The organism is Paraburkholderia terrae, from assembly GCF_002902925.1.
GTDB lineage: Bacteria > Pseudomonadota > Gammaproteobacteria > Burkholderiales > Burkholderiaceae > Paraburkholderia > Paraburkholderia terrae.
Genome location: NZ_CP026113.1, coordinates 420,606 through 446,123, shown reverse-complemented (window position 1 = coordinate 446,123; position 25,518 = coordinate 420,606). Strand labels below are relative to the sequence as shown.

Sequence of the window (25,518 nt, the reverse complement as noted above, 5' to 3'; positions counted from 1 at the left end):
CCTGGGCGCGAAGTAAGCCGAGGGACGGTTCCCACACGGACTTTCCCCAATTAGCGAAACCAGTAATTTACGGAAACTACGATGCCACGAACTGCAGCTCTAAAGCCGGACCAGGTACCGGCCGATTCGAAACCGACTCTCGATACGTTCACCAAAAACATTGGGTTCACCCCAAACATGATGGCGACCTTCGCGCAGAGCCCGATCGCGTTCAACGCATGGGCCGCCCTGCTCGGCTCCTTGAGCAAGGCACTCGATGTGAAGACGCGTGACGGCATCGGGCTCACTGTCTCCGAACTGAATGGCTGCAACTATTGCCTGACGGTTCACAGCTTTACGGCGGAGCATATGGCCAAGCTGCCGGCCGATGAAATCATTCTCGCCCGGAAGGGCCATGCCAGCGACCCGAAGCGGGACGCCGCCCTCCAGTTTGCGCGCAAAGTCATCGAGACCCGTGGAAAGGTCAGTGACGCCGATCTGAAAGCGGTCCGCGAAGCTGGCTATACGGATGCGAACGTCATGGAGATCGTCGCGCTGGTGGCCATGTACTCCTTGACGAACTTTATCAACAACGTGTTCGATCCCGAGAAGGATTTTCCCGCCGTCACGCCGGCTGGCTCGATCTGAACTCGATACCGTCGCATCGACCCTCTCCGAGGGTTCCAGGAGGTTTGATGTGATGCAGGCCTAACGCCAAAGCCCGGATGCACCCAGGAACGATTTTCGGGAACGTGTCCGGGCGTAGATCGCTGTCATCGAGGTTGATCACGAGCACACGGGCAGCCACACGTAGCCAAACCCTGGAGGTCCCCAACAAGTCGAACGGAGGCTTATCGTCCGAGGGTCGACGCAGAGTTGAATTTAAAACCACGGATGGAATCACCGAGGAGGGAGAAGTGATACTCGATCATCCAATTTTCACGCGCTGGCCGGCGCAGTACCCCGAGCGGCTCCAGCTCTTTTCCCTGCCGACACCCAACGGAGTGAAGATCGGCATCATGCTGGAGGAGACAGGCCTCGCCTACGAGCCGCGCCGCATCGACATCACGGCGAACGAGAACCACGATCCGGCCTTCCTCGCGCTCAACCCCAATGGCAAGATTCCGGCGATCTACGATCCCGACGGGCCGGGCGGCCGGCCGCTGGCGTTGTTTGAATCGGGAGCGATCCTGATCTATCTCGCCGACAAGACAGGCCAGTTCCTCTCGACAGATCCCAACACGCGCTACGAAACGATCCAGTGGCTGATGTGGCAGATGGGCGGTGTCGGGCCGATGTTCGGTCAGGTCGGCTTCTTCAACAAATTCGCCGGCAGGGATTATGAGGACAAGCGACCGCGTGACCGATATGTGAGTGAGTCGGCGCGGCTGCTCGGTGTGCTCGACTCGCGGCTGGCTATCCGCGACTGGGTAATGGACGACGGCTACAGCATCGCCGACATCTCGCTGCTCGGCTGGGTGCGCAATCTGATCGGCTTCTATGAGGCGCGCGAGCTGGTCGGTTTCGACCGCTTCACGCATGTCCGGCGCTGGCTCGACCGTGGTCTCGCGCGGCCAGCGGTGGAGCGCGGTCTGGAAGTAACCGCGGCTTAAAAGAGATGCCGCCAGCCGACACCATGGCGACTGCCCTCGATGGGCAGAACACTTCCGAAAAAGGTGAATCTATGACCTGTCGAAATGAGGACAATATCGTTCGACGCGCACTGATTGCTCTTTTGGCACCGAAGCCGTTTGCGTCGGAGGCCACTGCGAACACGTACACCCGCAAAAAGAAGTATCGCCGAAGCGGACGCGCTGCAACCCGGACATTTGAGCCAGTCGTTGCCGAACCGGTCCCCGCTCGCATTTCCATTATCGAGCAGCCTACCTCGCAAACGCTCAGTGTCTGCTGGAGCGATCCGCAATCTGGATACTACGCTGACCAGGTGTGGCGCAAAGGTATCGCACGCAGACCGTCCTTTTGCGTGTTGACGGGCATGCGCATCGATCCGGGTGATTCCGTGTTCAGGCCGCGTACCAGCGAAACGTATGTACCCGGGAATCGGGATCGCATGATACTCGCATCGGTAGTGATTCAATTCTCATGACGTGAGGGTGTTCGCAAACGGACTGGTGGTCGTGTCGCGTCAGTTGCAAATGGGTGCGTTTCGGGGATAGCTCGCCGATAACGAGCGGAGATTCAAGCCGATCCACGAGGGCTGGGCGAGCGATGCGCGACCCGCCCGTGCGATCGTGCCGACCGGTCCGGTCCACTTCGGCTTCAGGCAATCGTAAGGTGAAACGCGTAATTAGCGCCCTAACGTACGCAACACCTACACTAGACAAGACAAGTGCCGTTCTATTTTTAAGCCCGCAACGGGAAACAGATTCCGGCGATGACGATGGATATCGAACTGTGGCTGGGCGGACTTGGGCTCGAGCAATACACACAGGCGTTTGCCGACAACGACATCGACGCGGCGATGCTGCCCGGGCTCACGGACGCGGATCTGAAGGAACTCGGCGTTCGCTCGCTCGGGCATCGCAAGCGGCTGCTGGCGGCGATTGCCCAGATGTCGGCTTCGGGAGCCGACGCGCCGCCTGCGGCCCGGCCCGCCCCCGATAGACCTGTCGCGCCCGCTGTCAGCGCGCCAGTGGAAGAGCGCAGGCAGGTCACCGTGCTCTTCGCCGACCTGTGCGGCTTCACTGCCCTCTCGCAAACACTCGATCCCGAAGAACTGCGCGAACTGATCGGCCGCTTCACCGGGCTGGTCGACGGCATCGTGCTCGCGTACGGCGGCACCATCGACAAGCACATCGGCGATGCCGTGATGGCGCTCTTCGGGGCGCCGCGGGCGCACGAAACCGATCCGCTGCGCGCGGCCCGCGCCGCGCTCGACATTCACGACGCGCTCGACCAGTTGAGCGCGACAAGCACGCGAAGCTTGCAGGCGCATATCGGCATCGCCAGCGGCGAGGTGGTTGCGGGCGCAGTCAGCCGTGCCGATGCGCAGGACTACACGGTGCATGGCGACGCGGTGAATCTTGCCGCGCGGCTGGTCTCGGCGGCGGGCGCGCGACAGACGTTGTTGTCCGACGGTGTGCGGCGCGCGCTCGGCGACAGCGCGGTCTGCGAGCCGATCGGCGAGATGCACTTCAAGGGCATCGACGTGCCCGCGCGCGCGTGGCGCCTCTCCTGCGTGGTGCGCGAACCCGCGCGGGCGAGCCGCAGCCGGTTCGTCGGGCGCAAGGCGGAACTGGAACAGTTTCGTGGCATCGTGCGCGCGTGCGTCGAACAGCGAGCCGGACACGTCGTCTATGTACGCGGCGATGCGGGCATCGGCAAGACCCGGCTCGTCGATGAGATGCGCGTGTTTGCTCATACGCATCGCTTCGCCGTGCATCGGGGCCTCGTGCTGGACTTCGGCGTCGGCAAGGGGCAGGACCCGGTGCGCGCGATCATCGACAGCCTGCTAGGCCTGTCGCCCGCGGCGGATATCGAAGAGCGTAAGACTGTGGCCGCGCGCCTTGTCGGCGATGGTGTCATCCAGCCCGAGCAGTGCGTCTTTCTCGACGATCTGCTCGATCTGCCGCAATCGGGCGAATGGCGCACGCTCTACGACGCGATGGATCACGGCGCGCGCAAGCGCGGCAAGCAGGCCGTCGTCGCGGCGCTGACGGCTGACGCATGCCGGCGCGGCGCGAGCATGATTGTCGTCGAAGACCTGCATTGGGCGGACGCCGAGGTGTTGGGCTATCTGTCCGCGTTCGCGTCTGCTATCGGAGGCGGCACGGGACTGCTGGTGATGACCTCGCGCATCGATGGCGATCCGCTCGATGCCGCGTGGCGCGCCCGGATGCGCGACACGCCGCTCGCGACGATCGATCTCGGTCCGTTGCGCCGCGACGAAGCACTGACGCTCGCGGGCAATTTCATCGACGCGACGCAACGCGTGGCGCTTGCCTGCATCGAACGGGCGGACGGCAATCCGCTGTTCCTCGAACAGCTTCTGCACAACGCCGAAGAAGGCAGTGGCGATGCCGTGCCGGCGTCGATCCAGAGTCTCGTGCTCGCGCGCATGGACCGGCTCGAAGCGCGCGACCGCGTTGCGTTCCAGGCGGCATCGGTGATCGGGCAGCGCTTCGGGCTCGCGCTGCTCAGACGGCTGATCGACGAGCCGGACTACGACTGCGGCACGCTTGTCGCCAATGCACTCGTGCTGCCCGAAGGCGATGACTTTCTGTTTGCGCACGCGCTGATTCAGGAGAGCGCGTACTCAACGCTGCTGCGGGCGCGGCGGCGCGAGTTGCATCGTCGCGCCGCCGACTGGTTCGCCGATAGCGACGCCGTGCTGCGCGCACAGCACCTGGATCGCGCCGAAGACGAGCGCGCGCCGCAGGCTTGCCTCGATGCGGCGCACGCGCAGCGGGCCGCGCATTTCACGGAATCCGCGCTGCTTCTGATCGAGCGAGGGCTTCGGATCGCGCAGTCGCCGCACGACAAGCATGCGCTGACGTGCTTCAAGGGGGAGTTGCAGTGCGATCTGGGGGACATTCCTGCGTCGATGGCCACGTATCGCTCGGCCGTCGATGCAGCGCCCGATGACGCTAGCCGTTGTGTCGCGCAACTTGGACTGGCGGAAGGCTTGCGGGTCAGCGAGGGCTTGAGCGAAGCGCTCGCGTTACTCGACGCCGCGCAGCAGATAGCGGAACGCGAAGACAGCGTGAGCGAACTTGCGCGCCTGCATCATCTGCGCGGCAATATCCTGTTCCCGCTTGGACGCATTGACGACTGCCGGATCGAACACGAACGCGGGCTCGCTTACGCGCAGCGGCTCGGCTTGCCCGAAGCGGAGGCACGCGCGCTGGGCGGTCTCGCCGATGCCGCCTATGCGCAAGGGCGGATGCGCACGGCATTCGAGCACTTCAGCCGTTGCGTCGCGTTGAGCCGCGAACATGGTTTCGGTCGCATCGAAGTGGCCAACCGGTCGATGCAAGGCTTTAGCCGTATCTATCTGAACGAGGCGCGCGAGGCCTGTGTCGATGCCGTCGCTGCGTCGCGCGAGGCGGCGCTTGTTGGGCAGCCGCGCGCGCAGTTGCTATGCGAAACGCTGGGCGTGTTCGCGTGCTACGAAACGGGCGACATGCGCGCGGCGCGGGTTCATCTTGAACAGGAAATGCGGTTGATCCGGCAACTCGGCGCACGCCGCTTCGAAGCGCAGAACCTCGAGATGCAAGCGCGTGTGTTGCTCGAAAGCGGGCAGCGCGAGGAGGCGGCGCGTGTTTTGTGGGAGTCGTTGGCGCTGTGCCGTGAAGTTGGCATGCAGTTCAGCGCGCCGAAGGCATTGAGTGCGCTGAGTTGCGCTGTCGATGATGATGCCGAGCGGGTGCGCTTGCTTGCCGAGGGGGCCGATCTGCTGCGGCGCGGTGCGGTTGGTCACAATCATTTGTGGTTCTACCGCGATGCGATCGATGCGATGCTGTCGGTGCGCGATTCAGTGGGTGCGCTGCGGTATGTCGAGGCGCTGGAGCAGTACACGCGTGCTGAGCCATTGCCGTGGGCGCAGCTGTTCGCGGCCCGCGGGCGAGTGCTCGCTGCTGCGCTTGATGATTCCGCCGGTGATGCCTTGTTGCCAGAACTTCAGGGGGTGCGCGCGGCACTGGTGACGGCGGGGTTTGATGGGGCGCGACGTGCGGTGGATGCGGCGCTGGCGGTGGTCCGGACTTCTGGCAAGCGCGATCGGTGACGAGCGAGAATGAATGCGTACTCGAAAGCCCCCCAAGGCACTGTCAGTATTAAAACAATCCGATGCTTCAACAGTCCGGGGAACGGCAGCGTACGTACTATGGCGGGTCCGCTTTCGAATTTAAGGTTTTTGACTTGAAGCCGATATAGATAATGCGAACTTTAGATACTCAGTCACGCCAGTTTTATCGCTTCATGCGCTCGCCTTCATTGTCCGCTCACATACCCAATGACGCATCATACTTCCACCCTGTTCGTTTCAATTTTGAGCTCCGTGCTACTGAGCGCCTGCGCGGGAACGCCGTCTCAGACTGCGAAGGACTATCGCCCGGAAACGGAGGCTCGCGTGCGTGTGTATTGGGGAGCAAATGTGACTTTCTACTTGAACACTGCGTGCGTTACAGGTGAGGCTAAGCACTTCGTCGCGTCCAAACCCGGTTTGTCGAGCCTGTCCAACAAGACCGTGGGCATGCCCGTGCCACCCGACGCCGCCCGTTATTTTCACGAGTACATTGTCCCGGCCGGCCAGCCGATGACCGTTCGTGCGCAGATTTCGAGCCAACAGTTGATCAACGGAAAGCAGTACAGGGTGACCGACCCGGCGACAGCTAGCACCTTCGTGCCCGAGCATGGGCATGACTATGAGATCTTGGTGCAAGACAATGATGGCCCTGACGAGATCTTTGCGCGCGAACTTGTCTCAAGTGTAAATGGCACCTCCACCGTACCGCATCCGCTCAAGTCAACGAGCTCCTGCAAGTCCTAGTGCGCCCCGTGTGCTCGATAGGCGCGAGAGCGAGCGCATCGGATTTGGTCGCGCCTATACACACGACGCAGCTTGCTGATGAGATCGGCATTATTTTGAGCACATCTCGCGGCGTGTTGGCACCGACTCTATCGCAACATGTTGCTCGTTATGCTTCTGCATATCATCGGGAAGTCGGTAATTCGCCCCGATCCGGACGCTCACGACTGAACATCGAAGGTCCCTTTGTGTAAAGCGTTGTCCAACGCCTGCCCGCACGCGTCATCATGCACTCACAGGGCCGCGGACAAGGGCAGGCATCGAACAACGTTTAACAGTTTCTGCCGACCGCGTCGGACAGCAATCGGCCGATTCTGTTGAAAAACTCCCTCGCCAAATCGAATTTTGGCTATCCTGGAAGACATTGATCGACGGGGGTGAACGTCATGATGGGTCAACAAGGTGGTGGTCAGGACAAACTCTTCTACTCCTTCAACCTTGATGACCATGTTCCGCGTACGCACCTGTTGCGCGGTATTGATCGCTACTTCGACCTCGATGGACTTCGCGAGCACCTCGCACCGCACTACAGCCACACCGGTCGGCCTTCTATCGATCCTGAGCTCATGATCCGCATGCTGATTGTGGGCTACTGCTTCGGCATTCGCTCCGAACGACGTCTGTGCGAAGAGGTACATCTCAACCTTGCTTACCGCTGGTTCTGTCGCCTTGGCCTGGAAGACGCAGTCCCCGATCACTCGACGTTCTCCAAGAATCGACACGGACGATTCCGCGACAGCGAAGCATTGCGGCACGTCTTTGAATCTGTCCTGCATCGCTGTATGAGCGAAGGACTTGTTGAAGGCGAAGGCTTCGCCGTCGATGCGAGTGTGGTCAAGGCGGACGCAAATCGTGCTCGCGGAATACCTGGAACGGGAGTCATCGACTGGCGTCAGGGTGACGGTCCGAGCCGAGCGGTACAAGAGTATCTAAGTGCGCTGGAGGAAGCGAACCCTGCGCCATCCGATGACGTGGAGTCTGCCACATCGCCAAAACGAATCTCGCTAACCGATCCGGCCGCACGCTACACCGCCGCGCCAGGTGGACCAGCGTTCTTCGCATACTCAACAAACTATTTGATTGACCTGCACGCGGGGATCATCGTCGATGTGGAGGCCACACCTGCACACAGAACGCAGGAGGTGGAATCCACCAAGACGATGGTCGATAGGGTTGAGCAGCGCTTCGCACTCAAACCCAAACGTCTGGTCGGTGACACGGCCTACGGAACAGGGGCGATGCTTGGGTGGATGGTTCAGGAGAAAGGCATCGATCCGCACGTACCTGTTTGGCAGCGCCCACCTCGTAACGACGGCACGTTTCCAAATAGCGATTTCCACTGGATCGAGCGGAGCGACGAATATCGCTGCCCAGCAGGCCATGCTCTTCGCAAAGAGCGGCGACCGTTCAAAGCACAGCGCTCGCACATCACGAAGGCCGGCACGATCATCTATCGATCCAGTCAGACAGACTGCGCTTCATGCTCAATGAAGGACCAATGCTGCCCGAACACACCCATGCGAAAAATCGCACGCAGTGTCCATGAGGAAGCACGAGAGCAGGCTAGAGCCATTGCTAATACCCCTGCATATAAGCGCTCACGTCGAGAGCGCAAGAAGGTCGAGATGCTGTTCGCTCATTTGAAGCGGATATTGAAGCTGGATCGCCTCCGATTGCGTTGACCCAGTGGCGCGCACGACGAATTCTTGCTGGCCGCGACGGCACAGAACTTACGGCGAATGGCGAAGTGGTTAGTGCCGGTGAGTCAACAAGCAGCAACGGCACCAACTTGAGGTACATCGAAGGCGTAACCCTTCACGCAAATTCCGCCACCAACTCCGAGTCCACGACGACGCGCCACTCAAACCACGTCAGTTCCGGCCTGCAAAGGGAGTTTTTCAACAGAATCGGCCAAAAGCGGACAGTCGACTCAATCCCAAGGATCGTTGACAATGCCTCGCCGAAGAGCTCGACAAGGAGAGCAAGGTGATTCGTTCAGGAGACGTCTTTGGAATCCGGACGTGCGGCGGCGAGGCATACTTCCAGTATGTGAAGAAAGTCGCTCCGATGGGCTCGCTGATCCGCGTGTTGCCGGGTGTATTTGCCGACGCAACTGCAGATTTGGAATCGCTCGTAGCGATAGAAACGAATTTCTGGATCTTCTTTCCTGCAGGCGCGGCGTTCTCTCGCGGCATCGTTCGAAAGATCGGTAGATACGCAGTTCCGGATCATTCGACGAATATCCCCGTGTTCCGAGCTGGCGTCGTGGATCCGGCCGTCGGGAAAGTAGTCGACTGGTGGTTGTGGGATGGTGAGAAGGAATGGCGCGTCGGTCCGATCACCGATGAGCAGCGAAAGTTCCCCATTCGAGGCTCCTGGAATGACACGATGCTGATAAAGCGGATCGAGGAGGGTTGGTTACCGGAACACGATCCGAGGTAATTCAACTTCACGAAGCGTCGGACAGGAGCTGGCCGGTCCGTTCAGCGACACCGGAGGTTCGAATGGTCAACAAACTCGAGATGCGAAACTCCGTCGAAGGTGTTCCCCCGACTTGCGTCGCAGGGTCAAAAGCCCGGCGCTAAGCGCCAGTGAACAAATGGCGGATACGGTGTACCGCTGAGGAAGGCCAGAAATACTTCCACGACCTGGTCAGCCATGAACCATTCATCTGAGCGCATCGGAATGTTGCCCGCTCTGAAGACCAGGATCGTGCCGTCTGGGCGCACAGGCGAAGGTTTATGATGGAACGCTCTCCATCGTTGCGCGCCGAACTCGAAGCGCTCAATCATACAGCTGACGCCACCGCCCGCTACTTGCACGTAGTTACCTGCATCGTCAGTCAATGACGCATACGATGACTTGCCATAGCTTCGCAGTGACTTGAGCGCACGAGCGATCTGTATGGGAGTCGGTGCCGTGATTACCGGTCTGCCCTCGATCTCGAGTTTCATTAGCTGATCTATCTCGATTCCTATCAATCAGATGGAAAATGATACCAACCCCGAAACCCTATAACGAATGGCCGCTACCGGCGGATTCGACGGACCGCTCCGGGTCGACTCCGGAAGGTCGGCGGTCGTGCAACTCTCTCGCAACTGCGCCGAACCGGTAGTTCCGGGTTCGGCCAAAAGCGGACAGTCGACGAGACGGACTACATCGTCGACAATTGCGGCACCGATCCGTCGATGGTCAGGCATGACTTGGAGGAGCGCAAGATCGCTACATGACTACAAAGCGGACAAAATTTCGCCTAGCTGGGGAGCTCGCTCGCTTCCTACAGCAATACGCCCGCAAGGCCCACGCCTCAGAGCCGAACGACCGGCAATACGATCGCAAGCTCGAAAGGAAAATGAAGCGGCTTTCCCCGTCTGAGCTTTCTGATCTTCTGTCTCAGGACGAGCGAGAGCCAGATGAGCCTGGGCGCGACGAATAATGCGGACGGCCAATTTCGGCCGTTCGACATCATCTCCAGAATCGCTAACAATCCGGGTTTCGAAAACAGGCGCCCACCCAGCCGCCTCATTTTGACGGGATATACCGATGAGCCGTGACGAGATGGACCGCGCGTTGAAAGCGCGTTTTGTTCCCGCGCTTCGCCAACTAGGGTTCAAAGGTTCTCTGCCCCATTTTCGGCGGCAACGAGATGATCGAATCGATCTGTTGACTGTGCAGTTCGATCGTCACGGGGGTGGCTTCATTGTGGAGCTATCACAATGCGGCGTGGAGGGCATCACAACCCATTGGGGAAAATTCGTTTCCGCGAGCACCGTTACGGCGCACGATCTACACCCAAGTCAGCGTCATAGGCTCGGGTCGCCTGAGCCGAATAAAGACCACTGGTTCAGATTCGACGACGGCACTCAGCCGACGGCAGTAGCAGACCTACTATGCGCTCACATCGATGAAGCTGAGCTTTGGTGGGCAACACGCTAACCTAGAGCCTTCGCGGCAGTCAGGACTCTTCAGCCACCTGCTGTCAGGTACCGGGCGGCGATTTCCGGCCAGTTCCGGTCAGTCGACGGCGGTCCCAAGATCGTCGACAATGCGACTGCAGAGGACGTAGAGATCGGAGATATGAACAAGACTCGAGAATTCTCGCTACCGTTCGAAATCGACCTCAGGGTTGAAGACGGAATTGCAAGTATCGAATCCGACTTGCCGGAAGCGCTCCCCAGCTTCAGTGATCCCATCGAAAACGGACGCATCGTCGGGGTTGTCGAAGGCGTCGAGCAATTGTTGCTTTCGCTTGCGCGTGTCGGTATCGATTTATCCAATCCGCAGTTCGCACAGGCAATCAACAACTGCGTAGCCAACCTTCAATCAGGCTGATCGGCGAATTTCCGTGTGCGGCCAGGAAGAGCCAATCGACATTACTCTACAGATCGCCGACAATTGCACCGATTAGGATGCTTCGAGTCAGGTCCACTGATGAGCAAAGCGGTTTGGCGGCTGCTCATGGTAGCCATCGTCTCGTGGGGAATATGCTTCATATATCCAACCAATGTTATCCACTTTGGATGGATCGGAACCCTCTTCGTATCGACTGCCGGTTTGATTGCGACGATATCGAGCTATCACACGGAAGATGTGGCCCATACGCGCGGCGGCACCATATACAAAGCAGAATCGCCTATCAAATTCCTGCTGACTTATGTTGCGCTCGGGGTACTACTCGTCGCCTTTTTGCTTGTAAGCATTTTCGGCAGCGTGGGTCGATTTGGGGCGTAACGGTCAGAATTGGACACTCGGCGGGAATCCCGGAATCGTAAACAATCTGGCGATGGACCATGAGACGAGGTTGAATTTGAATCACGGCCAAATTCTGTCGCCACACACGGCCCATCAGCCAAAAAGAATGAACTGGACGCCTCCATCTCAAGACAAGAGCAATGCGCCAGCGTGGCTCAAGACGAGCCTTACCTTGCTCTATCGCTTCCTTTGCGGACTTTTGGTGCTAGGTGCGCTTGTGCCCATTGCGGCGCATGTATTGGACATCCCGATTCATTTCAATACGATTCGGATGGTTTCTTTATTTTTCCTCGCTGGCGGCTCGCTCTCGATCACAAACGCATGGCGCACTTGGCTCATGCGCCTACCTGTCACGACTCGATTCTCCCCGCCGGTGCCATATGGCTACCCGGGATGGCGCAGCATTCTCCAATCTCAGCTTGTTGGGGGATGTTTCCTGTTTGTATTCGGCGCGCTACTGTCCCTGCTTTGAATCGCAAACGTCGACGAATCTAACGGCCGCTTTGTAGAAAGATCGTTGTCTCTTATGGGTCGAATTCACCCATTGATCGATGCATGAAGCTGCCATTCGAAGTCGACACGCGACGAATCGCCGGTCTGAGTCGTTGAGCGGCCTTCGCCGTGCCGATAGGCGAAAGTCGGCAATGGCCGAATCGTGCGCATAGCTAATCCGGCAGGTTCCGGAGTCTTCCCGCCATGCGCACACACTCCGTAAAAGCGCCCTAAAGAATTCTATCCAACGCCTTAGCGAGCCTGGCGACTGCGCCTTCAACGTCATGCAGTTTATCCAGGCCAAACAATCCCACCCGGAACGTCTTAAAGTCTTCACCCTCATCACATTGAAGAGGAACACCAGGCGCGATCTGCAAGCCAGCATCGGCGAATTTCTTCCCGGACCGTATACCGTCATCATCCGTATAGCTGACCACAACACCCGGAGCCTGGAAACCTTCCGCCGCCACGCTTTTAAAACCTGCACCCGTCAAGAGTGAGCGAACGCGCTTACCGAGTTCAATCTGCTCCGCTCTAACTTTGTCAAAGCCGTATGCCTCAGTCTCCTTCATGACATCACGCAGTATCGCGAGACTGTCCGTGGGCATCGTGGCGTGGTACGCGAACCCACCGTTCTCGTAGGCCTCCATGATCTGCAGCCATTTGCGAAGATCGCAAGCGAAACTGGTGCTAGTCGTTGAGTCGATTCTTTCGCGAGCAAGTGGACTGAGCATGACCAATCCGCAGCACGGTGACGCGCTCCATCCCTTTTGCGGTGCGCTGATCAGCACATCGACGCCACTGGCCTGCATATCCACCCAGACCGTACCGGAGGCGATGCAATCCAGCACAAACATGCCGCCGACGCCATGAACGGCATCAGACACCGCGCGCAAATAGTCATCCGGCAGCATCATCCCCGATGCGGTTTCGACATGCGGCGCAAAGACCAGATCCGGCTTGTTTTCCTTGATCGCAGCGACCACCTCTTCGATCGGAGCCGGTGCATATGCGGCCTGCCTTCCTTGTTCGACCGGACGCGCCTTCAACACCGTCGATTCAGACGGAATGCCGCCCATGTCGAAAATCTGCGACCAGCGGAAACTGAACCATCCATTGCGGATGACCAGACACTTCTTGTTTGTCGCGAACTGCCGGGCAACGGCTTCCATGCCGAAAGTCCCGCTGCCCGGGACGACAACAGCCGACTTTGCGTTGTAGACTTTTTTCAGTGAGGCGGAGATATCGCGCATGACTCCTTGAAAGAGCTGCGACATATGATTGATTGATCGGTCGGTGTAAACGACCGAATATTCGAGGAGCCCCTCGCGGTCGACATCGGGAAGTAGACCTGGCACATTCGCCTCCGGTAATAATCGAATAAACGAATCGAAAACAGATTCTAACGAAAGCCACCTGCAACGCCATCGGCCGAGACGCCCCCGTTACCGATCCAGCAAGTGTTGGCAGGGACCAGCCGCCGAGTCACGCCGGTCGGAAATGCTGCGCGGCAACAACCGGCACGATTGTTTAGCTTCGCTTGAGCGTGGTTTCAAGATGAAACTCTCCTCTTGCTTGTAGGAGTGTGCCATGAAGACCGAACAATGCAGTGAGGCATGGAACACTTTAGTCGGTTCGAGTAAAGCGGCTGTGCCGTCCGCAACTTTTCGACGCAATATGTCCGTCAGCATGCGGTCCGAGCGTCATTGTGATGGCGGCCTGATGAATTCACCCGCCTCAACCTCATGACGGAGACTCATATGCAATACCTGTTGATGATCTATTCGGAAGAAGGTCGCTGGAACCAGATGACGGACAGCGAGCGGCAGCAAGGCGTCGCCGCGTATCAGGCGTACACGGAATCGTTGAAAAAAGCGGAGGTGCTGGCGGGCTCAAACCGGCTACAGCACACGAACGCGGCCACCACGGTGCGGCTCGTCGACGGCAAGCCGCAGGTGCTTGACGGACCCTTTTCCGATTCGAAAGAGCAGCTCGGCGGCTACTACCTGATCGACGTGCCGAACCTGGACGCGGCGATCGCGTGGGCGTCACGTTGCCCCGGCGCGGGGTACGGCACCATGGAAGTTCGCCCAATCTGGACGGCTCCCTACGACGCGCCATCCGCTGCATGAGTCTGTCCGGCGGCGATCGTGAAGCCGACGGCGAGGCGCGTTCGATTGCCGAGGCGGTCGCCCGCCGCGGTTACGGCAAGCTCGTCGCGCTGCTGGCGATGCGCACGCGCGACGTCGCCGCAGCCGAGGACGCGCTGGCCGACGCGTTCGCGGCCGCGCTCGCCGATTGGCCGGAGCGCGGCTGCCCCGCGAATCCCGAAGCGTGGCTGATGACGGTCGCGCGCCGCCGTGCGATCGACGGCGCGCGCCATCGCCGCGTCGGCGACGAAGTGGTGAACCAGCTCGCGATCCTCGCCGACGAGATCGACGAGCGTGAAGCAGGCGCATTGCCCGACCGGCGGCTTGCGCTGCTGTTCGCCTGCACGCACCCTGCCCTCGAGGCTGCGATTCGCACGCCGCTGATGCTGCAGGTGGTGCTCGGGCTCGAAGCGAAGACGATTGCGTCCGCGTTCCTGATGTCACCCGCGGCGATGAGCAAGCGCCTCGTGCGAGCAAAGAACAAGATCCGTGAAGCAGGCATTCCGTTCAGCGTGCCCGAGCGCGAGGAGTTGCCCGGTCGGCTCGATGCGGTGCTGGAAGCGGTTTATGCGGTCTACGCGGAAGGATGGGCCGACCCGGTTGGCGGCGATACCGAGAGGCGCGATCTCACGGGTGAGGCGCTGTTTCTTGCGCAACTGCTCGTCGAACTGCTGCCCGAGGAGCCAGAGACGCTGGGGCTGCTCGCGCTGATGCTGTATGCGCAAGCACGTTGCGACGCGCGTCGCGATGCGGCCGGTGATTACGTTCCGCTGTCGGCTCAGGATCCGGCGACATGGAACACGCCGATGATCGACGCAGCCGACGCTATGCTGCATCGCGCGAACGCGTTCAACGCAATCGGACGCTTTCAGCTAGAGGCCGCGCTGCAGTCGGCACACATATACCGTTGCCGCACCCATCGTCCGAACTGGGACGAGATCGTACAACTTTATGATGCGCTGCTCACGATTGCGGCGTCGCCGGTGGTCGCCGTGAACCGCGCGCTCGCGCTGGCGGAACGGGACGGTCCACGGGCGGCGCTCGACGCGCTCGAGCCGTATGCCGACGATCCGCGGCTGGCCGACTACCAGCCGTACTGGGCCGCGCGCGCCGATCTGCTCGCGCGCGCCGGCGCGACGGCCGAAGCGCTCCGCGCGTACGATCTCGCGATCGGCCTCGCGCGCGATCCGGCCGTGCGCCGGTTCCTGCAGCGCAAGCGTTTCGAGTTGTCATCGGCGAGCAGTTAGCCTGGCGCCTTGCGTCTGTCACGCGAGGTCATATACTGGCTGAGTCTGCCTGCTGTCCGTGGACCGAGCTTCACCTCATCTGCCCTGTTTGGACGAAGCCATGCTCACCATCGACGACATCCGGGCGATTCCACTCTTCTCGACACTCTCCGACAACGAGCTGGACCATCTCGCGCACACGTCTGCGGACCTGCATCTGTGCGCGGGTGAATTCGCGGTCCATGAAGGTGGAGAGCGCGCGCTGTACGCCGTTCTGGCCGGCAAGATGGAAGTCATCAAGACGTTCGACGGCATCGAGCGCACCTTGGGCTGGCGACTGCCCGGAACCATCTTTGGCGAAGTGCCGCTCGCGCTGAGTTCCCCGTTCCCAGGCGCCTATCGGGCTGCGGAGCCATCGCGTGTCATGCGTGTGGACGCTCAGCGTTACTACACACTCGCTGCTGCGTCACCGGAAGTTGCGTTGAAGATGGGCGCCCTCGCCCGCGAGCGCATCGGTGGACTGCAGGGCCTCTCCGCCGAGCCGCCCAAGCCCCGCGTGACCCTTGTCGGCAATCGCTGGGACACGGCTTGTACCGCGTTGCGCCAGTTCCTGGCCCGCAACCAGATCAGCTGCGACTGGATGACGCCCGATGCGCCTGAACTGCCAGCGCGCTGGCCGGGTACTCGCCCGCCAGAGGAGGATTGCCCGGCCTTGCGGCTGGTCGACGGGACGGTGCTTTGCCGGCCGGAGACACGCCAACTCGCCGGATTGCTGGGTTTGCAGACGCAGCCCCGCCTTGCCGGATACGACACGTTGATCATCGGTGGTGGCCCCGCAGGTCTTGCTGCGGCGGTGTATGGTGCGTCGGAAGGCCTGCGCACTGTGGTGGTGGAGCGCGAAGCGCCAGGCGGGCAAGCCGGGACTTCCTCGCGCATCGAGAATTACCTCGGCTTTCCAAACGGTGTGTCAGGCGACGAACTCGCGAGCCGTGCCTTGCAGCAAGCAAGGCGGCTGGGTGCCGAGATTCTGGTGACACGATCAATCGCTCGAATCGATATCGACGGGCGTAACGTGTACCTCGACGGAGGCGACGTTATCCATGCGCGAACAATCATTCTCGCGACGGGCGTCACGTGGCGCCGCCTCGCGATCGATGGCTTCGACCGGTTTATCGGTAAAGGAATTTACTACGGTGCGTCGCGCAGCGAAGCTAGCGCAACGCATGGACTCGACGTCTATCTGATCGGCGGCGGAAACTCGGCCGGCCAGGCCGCTTTGTACTTTGCCAATCATGCACGCATGGTGACGCTCATCTTGCGAGGCGATTCAATTGAGAAGAGCATGTCTCGCTATCTGATCGAGCAGCTTCGCAGCAAGTCAAACGTGGCGGTGCAACTGCGTTCGGAAGTTGTCGGCGCATACGGCGATACCCATCTGACGGCGATCGACATACGCGATGGGCTGAGCGCAGAGGTGAGCCGGCACGACTGTGGTGGATTGTTCGTGTTCATCGGCGCCGATGCAGAAACCGAGTGGTTGCCGACGGAAATCGCTCGCGACGCACGCGGATATGTTCTCACCGGGGACGACGTCGTCAAGGCGGGACACTGGTCTCATAGCCGGGATCCCTATCTGCTCGAATCGAGTGTTCCCGGCGTGTTTGCCTGTGGGGATGTGAGGTTGAGCCCTGTCAAACGTGTCGCTTCAGCCGTCGGCGAGGGCAGCATGGCAATCGCATTCGCCCACAAATACCTGCAGTACGACGCCAGTTAGCATCGGGTGCGGCAGTCAGGCGTATGTGTGCCTGGCGCAGTGGGTTTCAATTGATTTTGAACGGCCGCTTCGATGCGTCGGATAGATCGTTTTGGGCCTGTTGCCGCTGACAGCGCTCATTTGGCCAAGCGCCATCCACCACACGTGAAGGTCTATAACCTCGTCGCCGCTATCCTCGACTCTGACTGGGATAGCGACGTGACGGTAATCATCGACGATGTTAAAACGAAGGGCGCACTACTGATAGCGAGTAGCGACCCATGTCCATTCCGGTTATCTGGTGCGGTAGCGTCGCACTACGTTTGGCATCACTGATTGAAGCCTGCTCCCGATCGCTGGCATCCGAATACCGGTATGTCATCTTGTCGTGGGCTAGTTGTGCTCTGACGTCGTCATTCAGCGTCAGCGGCGTCGACTGAGCGAACGAAGATACAGCCGGGACCAACATAGATGCAGCGACGATGAACTGAACGAGTTTCATGTGTTTTCTCCAGGGAGTGTTTCGCGCGCAGCCTTTTGCTGCCTCAGCGGATGCAGTGTAAATCGGCGACCGCTTAGATGTGAGCACGATCAGGGCAATTCATTGTTGTCGGTTTGTGTCTGATCACGGCCTTGCGGCGAAGGCTCGACGAGGCAAGTCCCAGTGTGTTCCCCACTAAGGACGTGACACGGCTCAGCGACAGCGGAAGAGAGTCAGCACAAGGCGATATAGATTGCCTCGGCGCGTTCTGCAGGTCGATCGCGTGGCGGTGCTTTTCTGGTCGCGACGGCGTCGGGCGCGGAGCGCGATGCACGCCTCGTTCAGCGTGCCGCCACGACGCGTATCAGCCCCGCCGCCGGACCCGGCTTCGCCAGCGCATCTGCCTGGTCAACGACGACGCGCCACTTCGGAAACGTTGCGGAGCCGTCGACTTTCCACGACTCGCCCATCTCGTCGACATACATCGCGTTCGCGCTTCGCCCGGCCGCCGACGCGCGCCGCACTGCGCCCGGCGCGGCACGTTCGAACGACCGGCTGCCCTGTTCGTTGAACACTGTCGCAAGCGGCCGCCGCGCCTGGCCCGAGCGGCTAAGCGGCGCGGTTAGCGGTCCTGCGGGCGCGCGCAGCACAGCGCTGGCGGGCTCGCGGCCGGCGAGGATCGCGCCGAGCAGCGCGGACGGACCGCTCGAAGCCGATGCTTCGCTGGCTGTATCGCTGGCGCGCTTCGCGTTCGGCGCGCTCGGGGAATCGAGTGCGAGCGGTTCGCTCGTGCCGTCGATCTGCACGACGAGGATGACGTGCCAGTCGTCCGGCGTGTTGTTGTAGCGCGGCGCGAGCGACACGAGACGCAGCCGCGCGATGTCGAAACCCGCGTCGCGCAACAGCAGGTATTTGGCGACGGCGAAATCCTTGCACACGCCGCTTTCGGCAAAGAACCGTGCCGGCGCGTAGTAGCTGCCGTCGGTTCCGTCGCGGTAGCGGACCTCGTTGACGAGCGCGTCGGCGAGCAGCACGGCTGACGCATCGCCGGCCTTCACGCGTTCTGCCCGCACCTGCGAAACGAGGCGGGCCCAGCCGGCGGGGGCACGCGTCAGGTGGCTGCGCAGCGCTTCACGCAGGCGCTGCACGCGGCCGATCGCATCCGACGATGGTTCGAGCTGCTTGTCGGCAAGCGGCAGGAGGAACATCAGGTCGCCGACTTGCGCGAGTTCCGGGCGGATCTTGCGGTTGGCTTCCCACCACGTCCCGGTGCGCAGGCGCTCGATACCCGCTTTCAGTGCGTGAGGCGTGGCCGGATCGCCAGGACCCGCGTCGTGCGTGCCGGATGCAAAGCGTTGCGTTGCGGGCGGCAGGTTCGTAGCGCCCGCGACGGCGGGCAACAGCACCGCAGCCGCTAACGAACACTGGATAAAGCAGAGGAGCAGTCGAGCGAGCGGCATATGAAACTCCCGGAAGCCACACCGGGCGCCGATGCGCCCGGTGTTTCGAAGCCTCCCGATGCCGTTTTACGCCGTTGGGCGCAAGGCAACGCTGGCTTGAAACCAACATTGCATGCGACGTGCCAATTCGTCGTATCGCTCTACGCCGTTGATTAAACAAGGAATTGTCTTTGTGAGGCTGGGTGCTGCAAATGCCTCATGACGCCCGCCGCCCAACAGGCGCGCGATATCCGTTGGCGTTAGCCGCACACTTTGACGTCGGAGGCTGTGTCCCCCTTCCATCGCTCCTTCGGCCGCGCAGGTCAATTAACGAAGACGCGGGTTCCCCCGGCGCCACGTAGCCGCCATATATGCGCCCGTTCTCGAATGACGGCGATGGCCGATCATTTGCCCTTCAAGGTCCAGCATCCGCTCGCACAGCCATAACCACCAGGTAGCGCGGATATCGACGACACGTCAGGGAACCATCTGCATATCGCCCGGAGCTTGCGGCGGCAGCTTGATAGAAAGGACCTTGAATTCGCCGCTGGTCGGCTCGGCCCCCGCATGTACCGTCCCCTTCGGGATAATGATCAGGTCGCCAGGGTGAATCTGACGCTGTTCGTTACCCAGCCAGAAAGTGCCGTTTCCCGAAATCACGTACTGGATTTCGTCGGAACCTCGATGCGTATGCTTGGGTACGTTACCGCTCTGCACTGCGATGGTCCCGCTCGGCGTGACTACCAGGCCCTTCGAACGCAAGGTACCCATGTTCGGAATCTGTGCGCCGAGATCGGCATCCGTCATGGCCGCCAGGTCGACGATCTGCGCCGTTAACGGCGCGTTTGACGGCTGGGCTCGCGCCGGCGTGCCAAGATGGGATGCAAACATGCCAGCAACAAAGGCGGCGGGTAGCGCCGCAAGATAGAGGTATTGGCGCATGTTCTCGTCCTTTGAAATTAAGGGAGGACCATCGGCGTACAGTGCTCTGGCGTGCTTTGTCTTTGTTGGATTGTCGCTCCATCGGGCAGGCGGTTCAAAACCAGGGCAACACCGTAGTACGCCACCGTGTTGCCGCAAGCGGAGTCTACCTGTCGGGCGCGGTGGCTCTGCGCGCCGTCGGTCGTGCGGATGCCGGGCGACTGACTGCCGGGGCGCTTGCACGCGTTACAGGCGAATCGGCACCGGCATCCAGACGAAAGAACGCAATCGCCTGATTAAGCTGCCGCCCCTGGTCTTCGAGCGACCTGGAGGCCGCCGCCGCTTCCTCTACCAGTGCGGCATTCTGCTGCGTGACTTCGTCCATCTGCGTGATGGCCTGATTGACCTGTTCGATACCCCGGCTTTGTTCGGTCGACGCAGCGGCGATTTCCCCCATGATGTCGGTCACCCGGGCGACGGCTTGCGTGACCTGCGACATCGTCTTTCCCGCTTCATTCGCGAGCACCGAACCGTCCTGGATTTTCTGCACGGAAGCGTTGATCAGATCCTTGATTTCCTTCGCCGCGCTGGACGAACGCTGCGCGAGGCTGCGCACTTCGCTTGCGACCACCGCGAACCCGCGGCCCTGTTCACCCGCGCGCGCCGCTTCCACTGCCGCGTTCAACGCCAGGATATTGGTCTGAAACGCAATCCCTTCGATGATCCCGGTGATATCCGCGATCTTGGTGGAACTCGCGCTGATCTCACCCATCGTGCCGGCGACCCGTCCGACCACCTCATTGCCCTTGAGCGCCACTTCGGATGCATTGGCGGAGAGCGAGCTGGCCTGCTGCGCGTTCTCGGCATTCTGCCTCACCGTCGAGGTCAGCTCTTCCATGCTCGAGGCGGTTTCCTGCAGTGACGCAGCCTGCTGTTCGGTCCGGGACGAAAGATCGACGTTGCCCGAAGCGATCTGGCTGGAGCCAGTCGCGATACTGTCTGCCGCGGTGCGGACCTGAGCGATCAGACTCACGAGACTTGCCTGCATGTCACCCATCGAGGCGAGCACGCTCCCGGAATGCGCGTTCTTCGCCCCCGCGACCGGGCTCAGATCGCCCGCCGCGACGCGTTGCGTGACGGCACCCAGTTCGGCTGGCTCGGCACCCAGGGCGCGCAGCAAGCCCCGCGTGATGACCAGGCCCGCCACGATCGCCATCGCGACGGCGGCGAGACAAATCACCATCAGCAGGTTCCGCTGCGTCGCATAGCGATCCTCCGACTCGCGAACCAGATCATCGGCACGACTACGCGTGTACTCCGCGTAGTCGTTCGATGCCTTGACCAGCGCGGCAAGCAGCGGCCGGCAATCGTCGTTGATTTTCTTGACCGCTTCGTCGCGCCTGTTCGCAACGGCGAGGCCAACGATCGCGTTGGCAACGGGTGTATACGCGGCCTCGATCCGGTTGATTTCGCCCACGAGGCTGCGGGCTTTTTCGGTCGCATCGGATGCGGACGAAACCATCTCGTTGAGCTTCGCGAGGTTCGACTGCACATCCATCTGGGCCTGCGCTTCGGCGGCCTTTTCCACCTCGAAATCGCCCGGCGTGGTGACCAGCGCCATGTTGCGCGCTGCGATCGCGCGCCGGTCAACCGCAGTTCGAACCTGCGTAGCCATATTGGCGCGGGCGTAGACGCCCGACAAAAAACCTGCGAACCGGTCGTTGGCATCGTTCAGCGATTTCAGCGATATGCCCGACACGATCAAAACGACGGCGGCAAGAACGCCGAAAGCCCCCGTGAGCTTTGCCTTTACCGACAGAGTGTTGAGATTCATATTTGGACTTTGGTTGTTGCCAGTTGTACGCGAGCAGGGGTTCGAGCCGTTGGGTGTCGTGGAAGACGCGGCCCGGATAGCGCAGGACAACAAACTTCGCGCCTATGCATCTCGCATTACGGCGCGGTTGGGCGTTACTGTAGGCTGAGAAACCCTGCGGCCTGCGACGCAAAGGTTTGCGTGTAATTTAATTTTTATATGGCCAAGCCAGCGTTATTTATTCGATGACTCGTGGGGCTGGAGCACTGTGGAGATTGCGCGCGGCCTGAATCTACAAGTGCGGCGAAAGTTGCTGGGATCCGGCTCGGGCAGATCGACCGGCGTGGCGACCTCTATCTGCGCACGCTGCTCGCTCAGGATGCCCGAAGAACGTTCAAGTCGGCGCTGCGTGCCGACCCCGCGCACACGTCGGCAACGACGGATATCTCCGAGCAAAACCGCGATCTGGCGCTGCGCTTACCGGCCACACGCCGCAGCAGTTCGATGGGGCCCGTGCGGCCGCCAATTCACCAGACACTGCGCGAGACTAGCGGTCATGAAGCGTCATTCGTTCGCACCGTCGGTGAGGCATTCAGGCGTCGGTTCCACTCAGGAACCGGACTTCGATTCGCAATGGTGAAGTGCTCGCCGGTCATACCTGAATTTCGGTCGGCAACGACGAGACGGCCAAGCGTCGCTGACGGGGTAAGTGGATACGGACCGCCACTCCTATTGCGAAGCTAGCGTCTGGAGGCAGGGATTTTGAATAGTGCGTTTAGACCATAAGGGCGCTTCCACGGGATAAGACCAAAGTCCAATTGTCCACAAACGGCATTCGACCTAAGTTCTAATTGATCAACCGGGCGCAGGCGTGGCCGAACGCACTGACCTGTTCATACGCGCCGAGAAGGCGACATCTTCGTCGATCGCGGCATCGCCTGTCGCGGAGAGCAGCCATGGCACCTGTACGCAAAGCGGAATCGAGCGCTCCACTCCCCATCAGCAAGTTCGACAATACCGTTCTCGTCCTGCAGGGCGGCGGCGCGCTGGGCGCGTACCAAGCCGGCGTATTTGCGGGCCTTTTCGAAGCGGGCATCGTTCCCAACTGGATCGCAGGCGTATCGATCGGCGCTATCAATGCGGCGCTGATCGCGGGCAATCCGCCCGAGCGCGGTGTCGAACGCCTTCGCGAATTCTGGGAACGCACATCAGCATGGTCGGCTTTCATGCCGCCGGTGGCATTCGACCCGCTGCGGCCGGTGTTCAACCTGTATAGCGCCGCGTCGGCGCTCGCATTCGGCGTTCCGGGCTTTTTCGTGCCCCGCACGCCGCCGCTTTTCATGGCGCCCGAGGGTTCGATGGCCGCATTGAGCTTCTATGATACGGAGCCGCTCAGGGCCACGCTCAATGAGCTGGTCGACTTCGAGAGGATCAATCGTAAGGCGGTACGTGTCTCGCTTGGCGCCGTCAACCTATGCTCCGGGGAGTCCGTGTACTTTGATAATACGAAGATGGCGCTCGGGCCGGAGCACGTGATGGCGAGCGGCGCGCTACCGCCGGGCTTCCCGCCAGTGAATGTCGGCGGCGAGTGGTACTGGGACGGCGGCATTTCCTCCAATACGCCGATGTGGTACGTGGTCGACGAGGCCTACCGGGAGAGCGCGCTTGTCCTGCAGGTCGATGTGTTCAGCGGCGCAGGTCGATTGCCACAGAATCTGCATCAGGTGCAGGAGCGCATGAAGGATCTCCAGTATGCAAGCAAGACGCGCTTTAACGCTTCCCGCTTCAGGGAGATGGAGGAATTGCGCGCGTCATTGCGCCGCGTGTTGGACAAGCTTCCGAAGGACGCACACGCCGATCCGGATGTCGAGCGGCTCGCGGCGGTGAGCACGCGCGGAGAGGTCGCATTGATGCGCTTCACGAACCACCACAACACGCGCTCATCCGATTTCAAGGACTTCGAGTTCTCGCGCGCGACCGTCATGGAATTGTGGGAGGGCGGGCTCGGCGACGTGCGCCACGCGATCGCCACCCAGGCGTGGCAAAAATCAGTGGAGCTGGCGCAAGGCATCCACGTCTGCGACGTCACCCCGATGGACCCAGTCCAGGAGGAGCACACACGATGACCGAATCAGAAGTGAGAGAGCGAGCCTTCGCGATGCGGTTCACGCCCCCCCGTTTCCGCCAGGTCCTTATCGTTTCGTCGACCGCGAATTTCTCATCGTCATGTATCGGATGGACCCAGACGCATTAGCCAAACTCATCCCCGCGCCGCTGGAAATGACGGCTCCGATTGTCAAGTTCGAGTTCATCCGGATGCCGGATTAGACCGGGTTCGGAGTCACCCGACGATCTGGCTGATCGCCGGGCCAATTCCCTTCCTGCCGATTCATGGCAGCAGCTCAATGATGGGCACCGCCACCCGCATCGTCCAGTTGCCGCATCACGGCGTCGAGGTTAAACGACGCAGGCTTCTGGCGCGGAGGAAACGCCTTGAAATTTTCGATCTGCGATGCCACAACCGCTTGCATCCCGTATATCAGATACGCGTGGGATATCATCCAGTCGTAGTATGTGTTCGAGTTCTCATCCGCGCGCTCGAACGGATCCCGCCGAAGATTGAACATCTTCGGAATCCGCAGCCGAACGAAGGGTTCCGCCCAGCACGCCAACTGCTTGGCGCGCTGTTCCAGCAATACCATTTTCCAGTCACGCACACGGATCGCCATAACGTCGCCGTCGTCACTGATATAGAAAAACGACTCGCGCGGACTTTCTTTCACCTCCCCAGTCAGATAGGGGAGCATGTTGAATCCGTCCAGGTGGACCTTGTACGTTTTCTCGCCAGCTTTGTGTCCCTTAAGCAGCTTTTCCTTGAGGTCTGGCTCGCCAGCCGCCGCGAGCAGGGTCGTCATCCAGTCCTGGTGCGTAACTATCCCGTTAAGAACCGTACCAGCAGGAATTTTCGCTGGCCACCGAACGAACGCAGGAACGCGCCAGCCACCTTCCCAGTTGGTATTCTTTTCGGCACGGAATGGGGTGATACCTGCGTCTGGCCAACTATTGTAGTGAGGTCCGTTATCCGTCGAGTACATGACGATGGTATCGTCGACAATGCCCAATTCGTCCAGCTTCGCCAGCATCTTGCCGATGTTCTCGTCGTGAGCGACCATGACGTCGTTATAGTCGCCCTGTCCGCTCTTGCCCTTGTGCTTCTCGGCACAGTGGGTCCGGAAATGCATTGCCGTCGTGTTGTACCAGAGAAAGAACGGATTGCCATCCTTATGAGCCTTATCGATGAATGTGCAGGCCAGTTCGGTCGTTTCGTCATCAATCGTCTCCATGCGCTTTCTGGTAAGCGCACCGGTATCCTCGATCTTCTGACCGCCCTTGCCATCTGACCAGCAGTGGAGCACACCTCTGGGACCGAAACGTTTCCTGAACGCCGGATCTTTTGGATAGTCGGGATCCTCAGGCTCCTCTTCCGCATTCAGGTGATACAGATTGCCGAAGAACTCGTCAAACCCATGCATGGTCGGCAAAAATTCATCCTTGTCACCCAGATGGTTCTTGCCGAACTGCCCGGTGACATAACCCAGCGGCTTGAGCATCTCCGCGATGGTGGGGTCTTCTGCCGACAAGCCGACGTCGGCACCCGGCATACCAACCTTGGTCAGTCCCGTGCGGACCGGATTCTGCCCGGTAATGAAGGCTGCGCGTCCGGCCGTGCAACTCTGCTGTGCGTAGTAGTCTGTAAATGCCACGCCCTCATTGGCAATGCGATCGATATTGGGCGTGCGATAACCCATCTGCCCACGGCTGTTGAAGCTGATGTTCCACCATCCAATATCATCGCCCCAAAGAATCAGGATATTCGGTTGCTTTGTCGCCATGATTGCTTCCACTCCTTTCAGTTAAGGCCCGGGCAGCATCAATCACCGAACTGAGCCAGCATGTCGCTC

General features: G+C 60.5%; 21 protein-coding genes and 2 pseudogenes. 16 read left to right on the top strand and 7 right to left on the bottom strand.

Annotated features, from left to right (window positions below):
* Positions 1-81: 81 nt before the first annotated feature.
* The 7 genes and pseudogenes from C2L65_RS31720 to C2L65_RS31690 all read left to right on the top strand — a co-directional run bounded on the left by C2L65_RS31720 (position 82) and on the right by C2L65_RS31690 (position 8,971).
* A complete protein-coding gene (locus C2L65_RS31720; RefSeq protein ID WP_042316026.1) occupies positions 82-627 on the top strand; it encodes a carboxymuconolactone decarboxylase family protein in 546 nt (181 codons plus the stop codon).
* Positions 628-896: 269 nt separating this feature from the next.
* A complete protein-coding gene (locus C2L65_RS31715; protein WP_042316024.1) occupies positions 897-1,592 on the top strand; it encodes a glutathione S-transferase N-terminal domain-containing protein in 696 nt (231 codons plus the stop codon).
* Between the two features lie 5 nt (positions 1,593-1,597).
* Positions 1,598-2,086, top strand: a complete 489-nt coding sequence (locus C2L65_RS31710) for a DUF3331 domain-containing protein (RefSeq protein ID WP_345789601.1) — start codon at positions 1,598-1,600, stop codon at positions 2,084-2,086.
* 288 nt (positions 2,087-2,374) lie between these two features.
* Positions 2,375-5,725, top strand: a complete 3,351-nt coding sequence (locus C2L65_RS31705; protein WP_042316023.1) for an adenylate/guanylate cyclase domain-containing protein — start codon at positions 2,375-2,377, stop codon at positions 5,723-5,725.
* A 369-nt stretch (positions 5,726-6,094) separates the two neighbouring features.
* Positions 6,095-6,490, top strand: a complete 396-nt coding sequence (locus C2L65_RS31700) for a hypothetical protein (RefSeq protein WP_233446690.1) — start codon at positions 6,095-6,097, stop codon at positions 6,488-6,490.
* Positions 6,491-6,915: 425 nt separating this feature from the next.
* Positions 6,916-8,322, top strand: a pseudogene (locus tag C2L65_RS31695) (transposase).
* A 193-nt stretch (positions 8,323-8,515) separates the two neighbouring features.
* Positions 8,516-8,971 carry a hypothetical protein gene (locus tag C2L65_RS31690; RefSeq protein WP_042315372.1) on the top strand — a complete coding sequence of 152 codons (456 nt, stop codon included), beginning with the start codon at positions 8,516-8,518 and terminating at the stop codon, positions 8,969-8,971.
* 125 nt (positions 8,972-9,096) lie between these two features.
* Here the strand turns inward: C2L65_RS31690 and C2L65_RS31685 are convergent, their stop codons facing one another.
* Positions 9,097-9,483, bottom strand: a complete 387-nt coding sequence (locus tag C2L65_RS31685; protein WP_042315371.1) for a hypothetical protein — start codon at positions 9,481-9,483, stop codon at positions 9,097-9,099.
* A gap of 589 nt (positions 9,484-10,072) precedes the next feature.
* Here C2L65_RS31685 and C2L65_RS31675 point away from each other — a divergent pair.
* The 4 genes from C2L65_RS31675 to C2L65_RS31660 all read left to right on the top strand — a co-directional run bounded on the left by C2L65_RS31675 (position 10,073) and on the right by C2L65_RS31660 (position 11,753).
* The gene (locus C2L65_RS31675; RefSeq protein WP_042315368.1) at positions 10,073-10,465 is read left to right on the top strand and encodes a DUF4304 domain-containing protein; all 393 of its coding nucleotides are present in this window, start codon (positions 10,073-10,075) and stop codon (positions 10,463-10,465) included.
* 141 nt (positions 10,466-10,606) lie between these two features.
* Positions 10,607-10,861, top strand: a complete 255-nt coding sequence (locus C2L65_RS31670) for a hypothetical protein (protein WP_042315367.1) — start codon at positions 10,607-10,609, stop codon at positions 10,859-10,861.
* A gap of 99 nt (positions 10,862-10,960) precedes the next feature.
* A complete protein-coding gene (locus tag C2L65_RS31665; RefSeq protein ID WP_042315366.1) occupies positions 10,961-11,260 on the top strand; it encodes a hypothetical protein in 300 nt (99 codons plus the stop codon).
* A 70-nt stretch (positions 11,261-11,330) separates the two neighbouring features.
* The gene (locus C2L65_RS31660; protein ID WP_156132410.1) at positions 11,331-11,753 is read left to right on the top strand and encodes a hypothetical protein; all 423 of its coding nucleotides are present in this window, start codon (positions 11,331-11,333) and stop codon (positions 11,751-11,753) included.
* 250 nt (positions 11,754-12,003) lie between these two features.
* Here the strand turns inward: C2L65_RS31660 and C2L65_RS31655 are convergent, their stop codons facing one another.
* Entirely contained in the window at positions 12,004-13,131 is a 1,128-nt protein-coding gene (locus C2L65_RS31655) for an aminotransferase class V-fold PLP-dependent enzyme (protein WP_042315362.1), read from the bottom strand.
* A 402-nt stretch (positions 13,132-13,533) separates the two neighbouring features.
* Here C2L65_RS31655 and C2L65_RS31650 point away from each other — a divergent pair, with 402 nt between their 5' ends.
* The 3 genes from C2L65_RS31650 to C2L65_RS31640 all read left to right on the top strand — a co-directional run bounded on the left by C2L65_RS31650 (position 13,534) and on the right by C2L65_RS31640 (position 16,923).
* Positions 13,534-13,905 carry a YciI family protein gene (locus C2L65_RS31650; protein WP_042315361.1) on the top strand — a complete coding sequence of 124 codons (372 nt, stop codon included), beginning with the start codon at positions 13,534-13,536 and terminating at the stop codon, positions 13,903-13,905.
* Positions 13,902-15,170, top strand: coding sequence for an RNA polymerase sigma factor (locus C2L65_RS31645; protein ID WP_042315360.1), 1,269 nt, complete (start codon positions 13,902-13,904; stop codon positions 15,168-15,170). The genes C2L65_RS31650 and C2L65_RS31645 overlap by 4 nt, the downstream gene beginning before the upstream one ends.
* Before the next feature lie 100 nt (positions 15,171-15,270).
* Positions 15,271-16,923, top strand: a complete 1,653-nt coding sequence (locus tag C2L65_RS31640) for an FAD-dependent oxidoreductase (RefSeq protein WP_042315375.1) — start codon at positions 15,271-15,273, stop codon at positions 16,921-16,923.
* Between the two features lie 220 nt (positions 16,924-17,143).
* Here C2L65_RS31640 and C2L65_RS31635 read toward each other — a convergent pair whose 3' ends face one another.
* The 4 genes from C2L65_RS31635 to C2L65_RS31620 all read right to left on the bottom strand — a co-directional run bounded on the left by C2L65_RS31635 (position 17,144) and on the right by C2L65_RS31620 (position 21,577).
* Positions 17,144-17,404, bottom strand: a complete 261-nt coding sequence (locus C2L65_RS31635; protein ID WP_042315359.1) for a hypothetical protein — start codon at positions 17,402-17,404, stop codon at positions 17,144-17,146.
* A 320-nt stretch (positions 17,405-17,724) separates the two neighbouring features.
* Positions 17,725-18,843, bottom strand: a complete 1,119-nt coding sequence (locus tag C2L65_RS31630) for a transglutaminase-like domain-containing protein (protein ID WP_042315358.1) — start codon at positions 18,841-18,843, stop codon at positions 17,725-17,727.
* Between the two features lie 456 nt (positions 18,844-19,299).
* Positions 19,300-19,764: a cupin domain-containing protein gene (locus tag C2L65_RS31625; protein WP_042315355.1), complete on the bottom strand. Its 465-nt coding sequence runs from the start codon at positions 19,762-19,764 to the stop codon at positions 19,300-19,302.
* 145 nt (positions 19,765-19,909) lie between these two features.
* Positions 19,910-21,577: a methyl-accepting chemotaxis protein gene (locus tag C2L65_RS31620; protein WP_042315353.1), complete on the bottom strand. Its 1,668-nt coding sequence runs from the start codon at positions 21,575-21,577 to the stop codon at positions 19,910-19,912.
* A gap of 935 nt (positions 21,578-22,512) precedes the next feature.
* Here C2L65_RS31620 and C2L65_RS31610 point away from each other — a divergent pair.
* On the top strand, positions 22,513-23,682 hold the full coding sequence (locus C2L65_RS31610) for a patatin-like phospholipase family protein (protein ID WP_042315351.1): 1,170 nt from the start codon (positions 22,513-22,515) through the stop codon (positions 23,680-23,682).
* Positions 23,679-23,881, top strand: a pseudogene (locus C2L65_RS31605) (acetoacetate decarboxylase family protein); the annotation flags it as partial. The gene C2L65_RS31610 and the pseudogene C2L65_RS31605, both read left to right, overlap by 4 nt.
* Before the next feature lie 77 nt (positions 23,882-23,958).
* Here the strand turns inward: C2L65_RS31605 and C2L65_RS31600 are convergent.
* Positions 23,959-25,449, bottom strand: a complete 1,491-nt coding sequence (locus tag C2L65_RS31600; RefSeq protein WP_042315350.1) for an arylsulfatase — start codon at positions 25,447-25,449, stop codon at positions 23,959-23,961.
* Positions 25,450-25,518: the final 69 nt, after the last annotated feature.

Bases quoted from the DNA above. Each gene is read 5' to 3' on its own strand.
- C2L65_RS31630 (WP_042315358.1), bottom strand. From the start codon at position 18,843: ATGCCGCTCGCTCGACTGCTCCTCTGCTTTATCCAGTGTTCGTTAGCG.
- C2L65_RS31625 (WP_042315355.1), bottom strand. From the start codon at position 19,764: ATGCGCCAATACCTCTATCTTGCGGCGCTACCCGCCGCCTTTGTTGCT.
- C2L65_RS31710 (WP_345789601.1), top strand. From the start codon at position 1,598: ATGCCGCCAGCCGACACCATGGCGACTGCCCTCGATGGGCAGAACACT.
- C2L65_RS31665 (WP_042315366.1), top strand. From the start codon at position 10,961: ATGAGCAAAGCGGTTTGGCGGCTGCTCATGGTAGCCATCGTCTCGTGG.
- C2L65_RS31685 (WP_042315371.1), bottom strand. From the start codon at position 9,483: ATGAAACTCGAGATCGAGGGCAGACCGGTAATCACGGCACCGACTCCC.
- C2L65_RS31705 (WP_042316023.1), top strand. From the start codon at position 2,375: ATGACGATGGATATCGAACTGTGGCTGGGCGGACTTGGGCTCGAGCAA.
- C2L65_RS31600 (WP_042315350.1), bottom strand. From the start codon at position 25,449: ATGGCGACAAAGCAACCGAATATCCTGATTCTTTGGGGCGATGATATT.
- C2L65_RS31635 (WP_042315359.1), bottom strand. From the start codon at position 17,404: ATGAAACTCGTTCAGTTCATCGTCGCTGCATCTATGTTGGTCCCGGCT.
- C2L65_RS31675 (WP_042315368.1), top strand. From the start codon at position 10,073: ATGAGCCGTGACGAGATGGACCGCGCGTTGAAAGCGCGTTTTGTTCCC.
- C2L65_RS31640 (WP_042315375.1), top strand. From the start codon at position 15,271: ATGCTCACCATCGACGACATCCGGGCGATTCCACTCTTCTCGACACTC.
- C2L65_RS31610 (WP_042315351.1), top strand. From the start codon at position 22,513: ATGGCACCTGTACGCAAAGCGGAATCGAGCGCTCCACTCCCCATCAGC.
- C2L65_RS31650 (WP_042315361.1), top strand. From the start codon at position 13,534: ATGCAATACCTGTTGATGATCTATTCGGAAGAAGGTCGCTGGAACCAG.
- C2L65_RS31645 (WP_042315360.1), top strand. From the start codon at position 13,902: ATGAGTCTGTCCGGCGGCGATCGTGAAGCCGACGGCGAGGCGCGTTCG.
- C2L65_RS31620 (WP_042315353.1), bottom strand. From the start codon at position 21,577: ATGAATCTCAACACTCTGTCGGTAAAGGCAAAGCTCACGGGGGCTTTC.
- C2L65_RS31670 (WP_042315367.1), top strand. From the start codon at position 10,607: ATGAACAAGACTCGAGAATTCTCGCTACCGTTCGAAATCGACCTCAGG.
- C2L65_RS31720 (WP_042316026.1), top strand. From the start codon at position 82: ATGCCACGAACTGCAGCTCTAAAGCCGGACCAGGTACCGGCCGATTCG.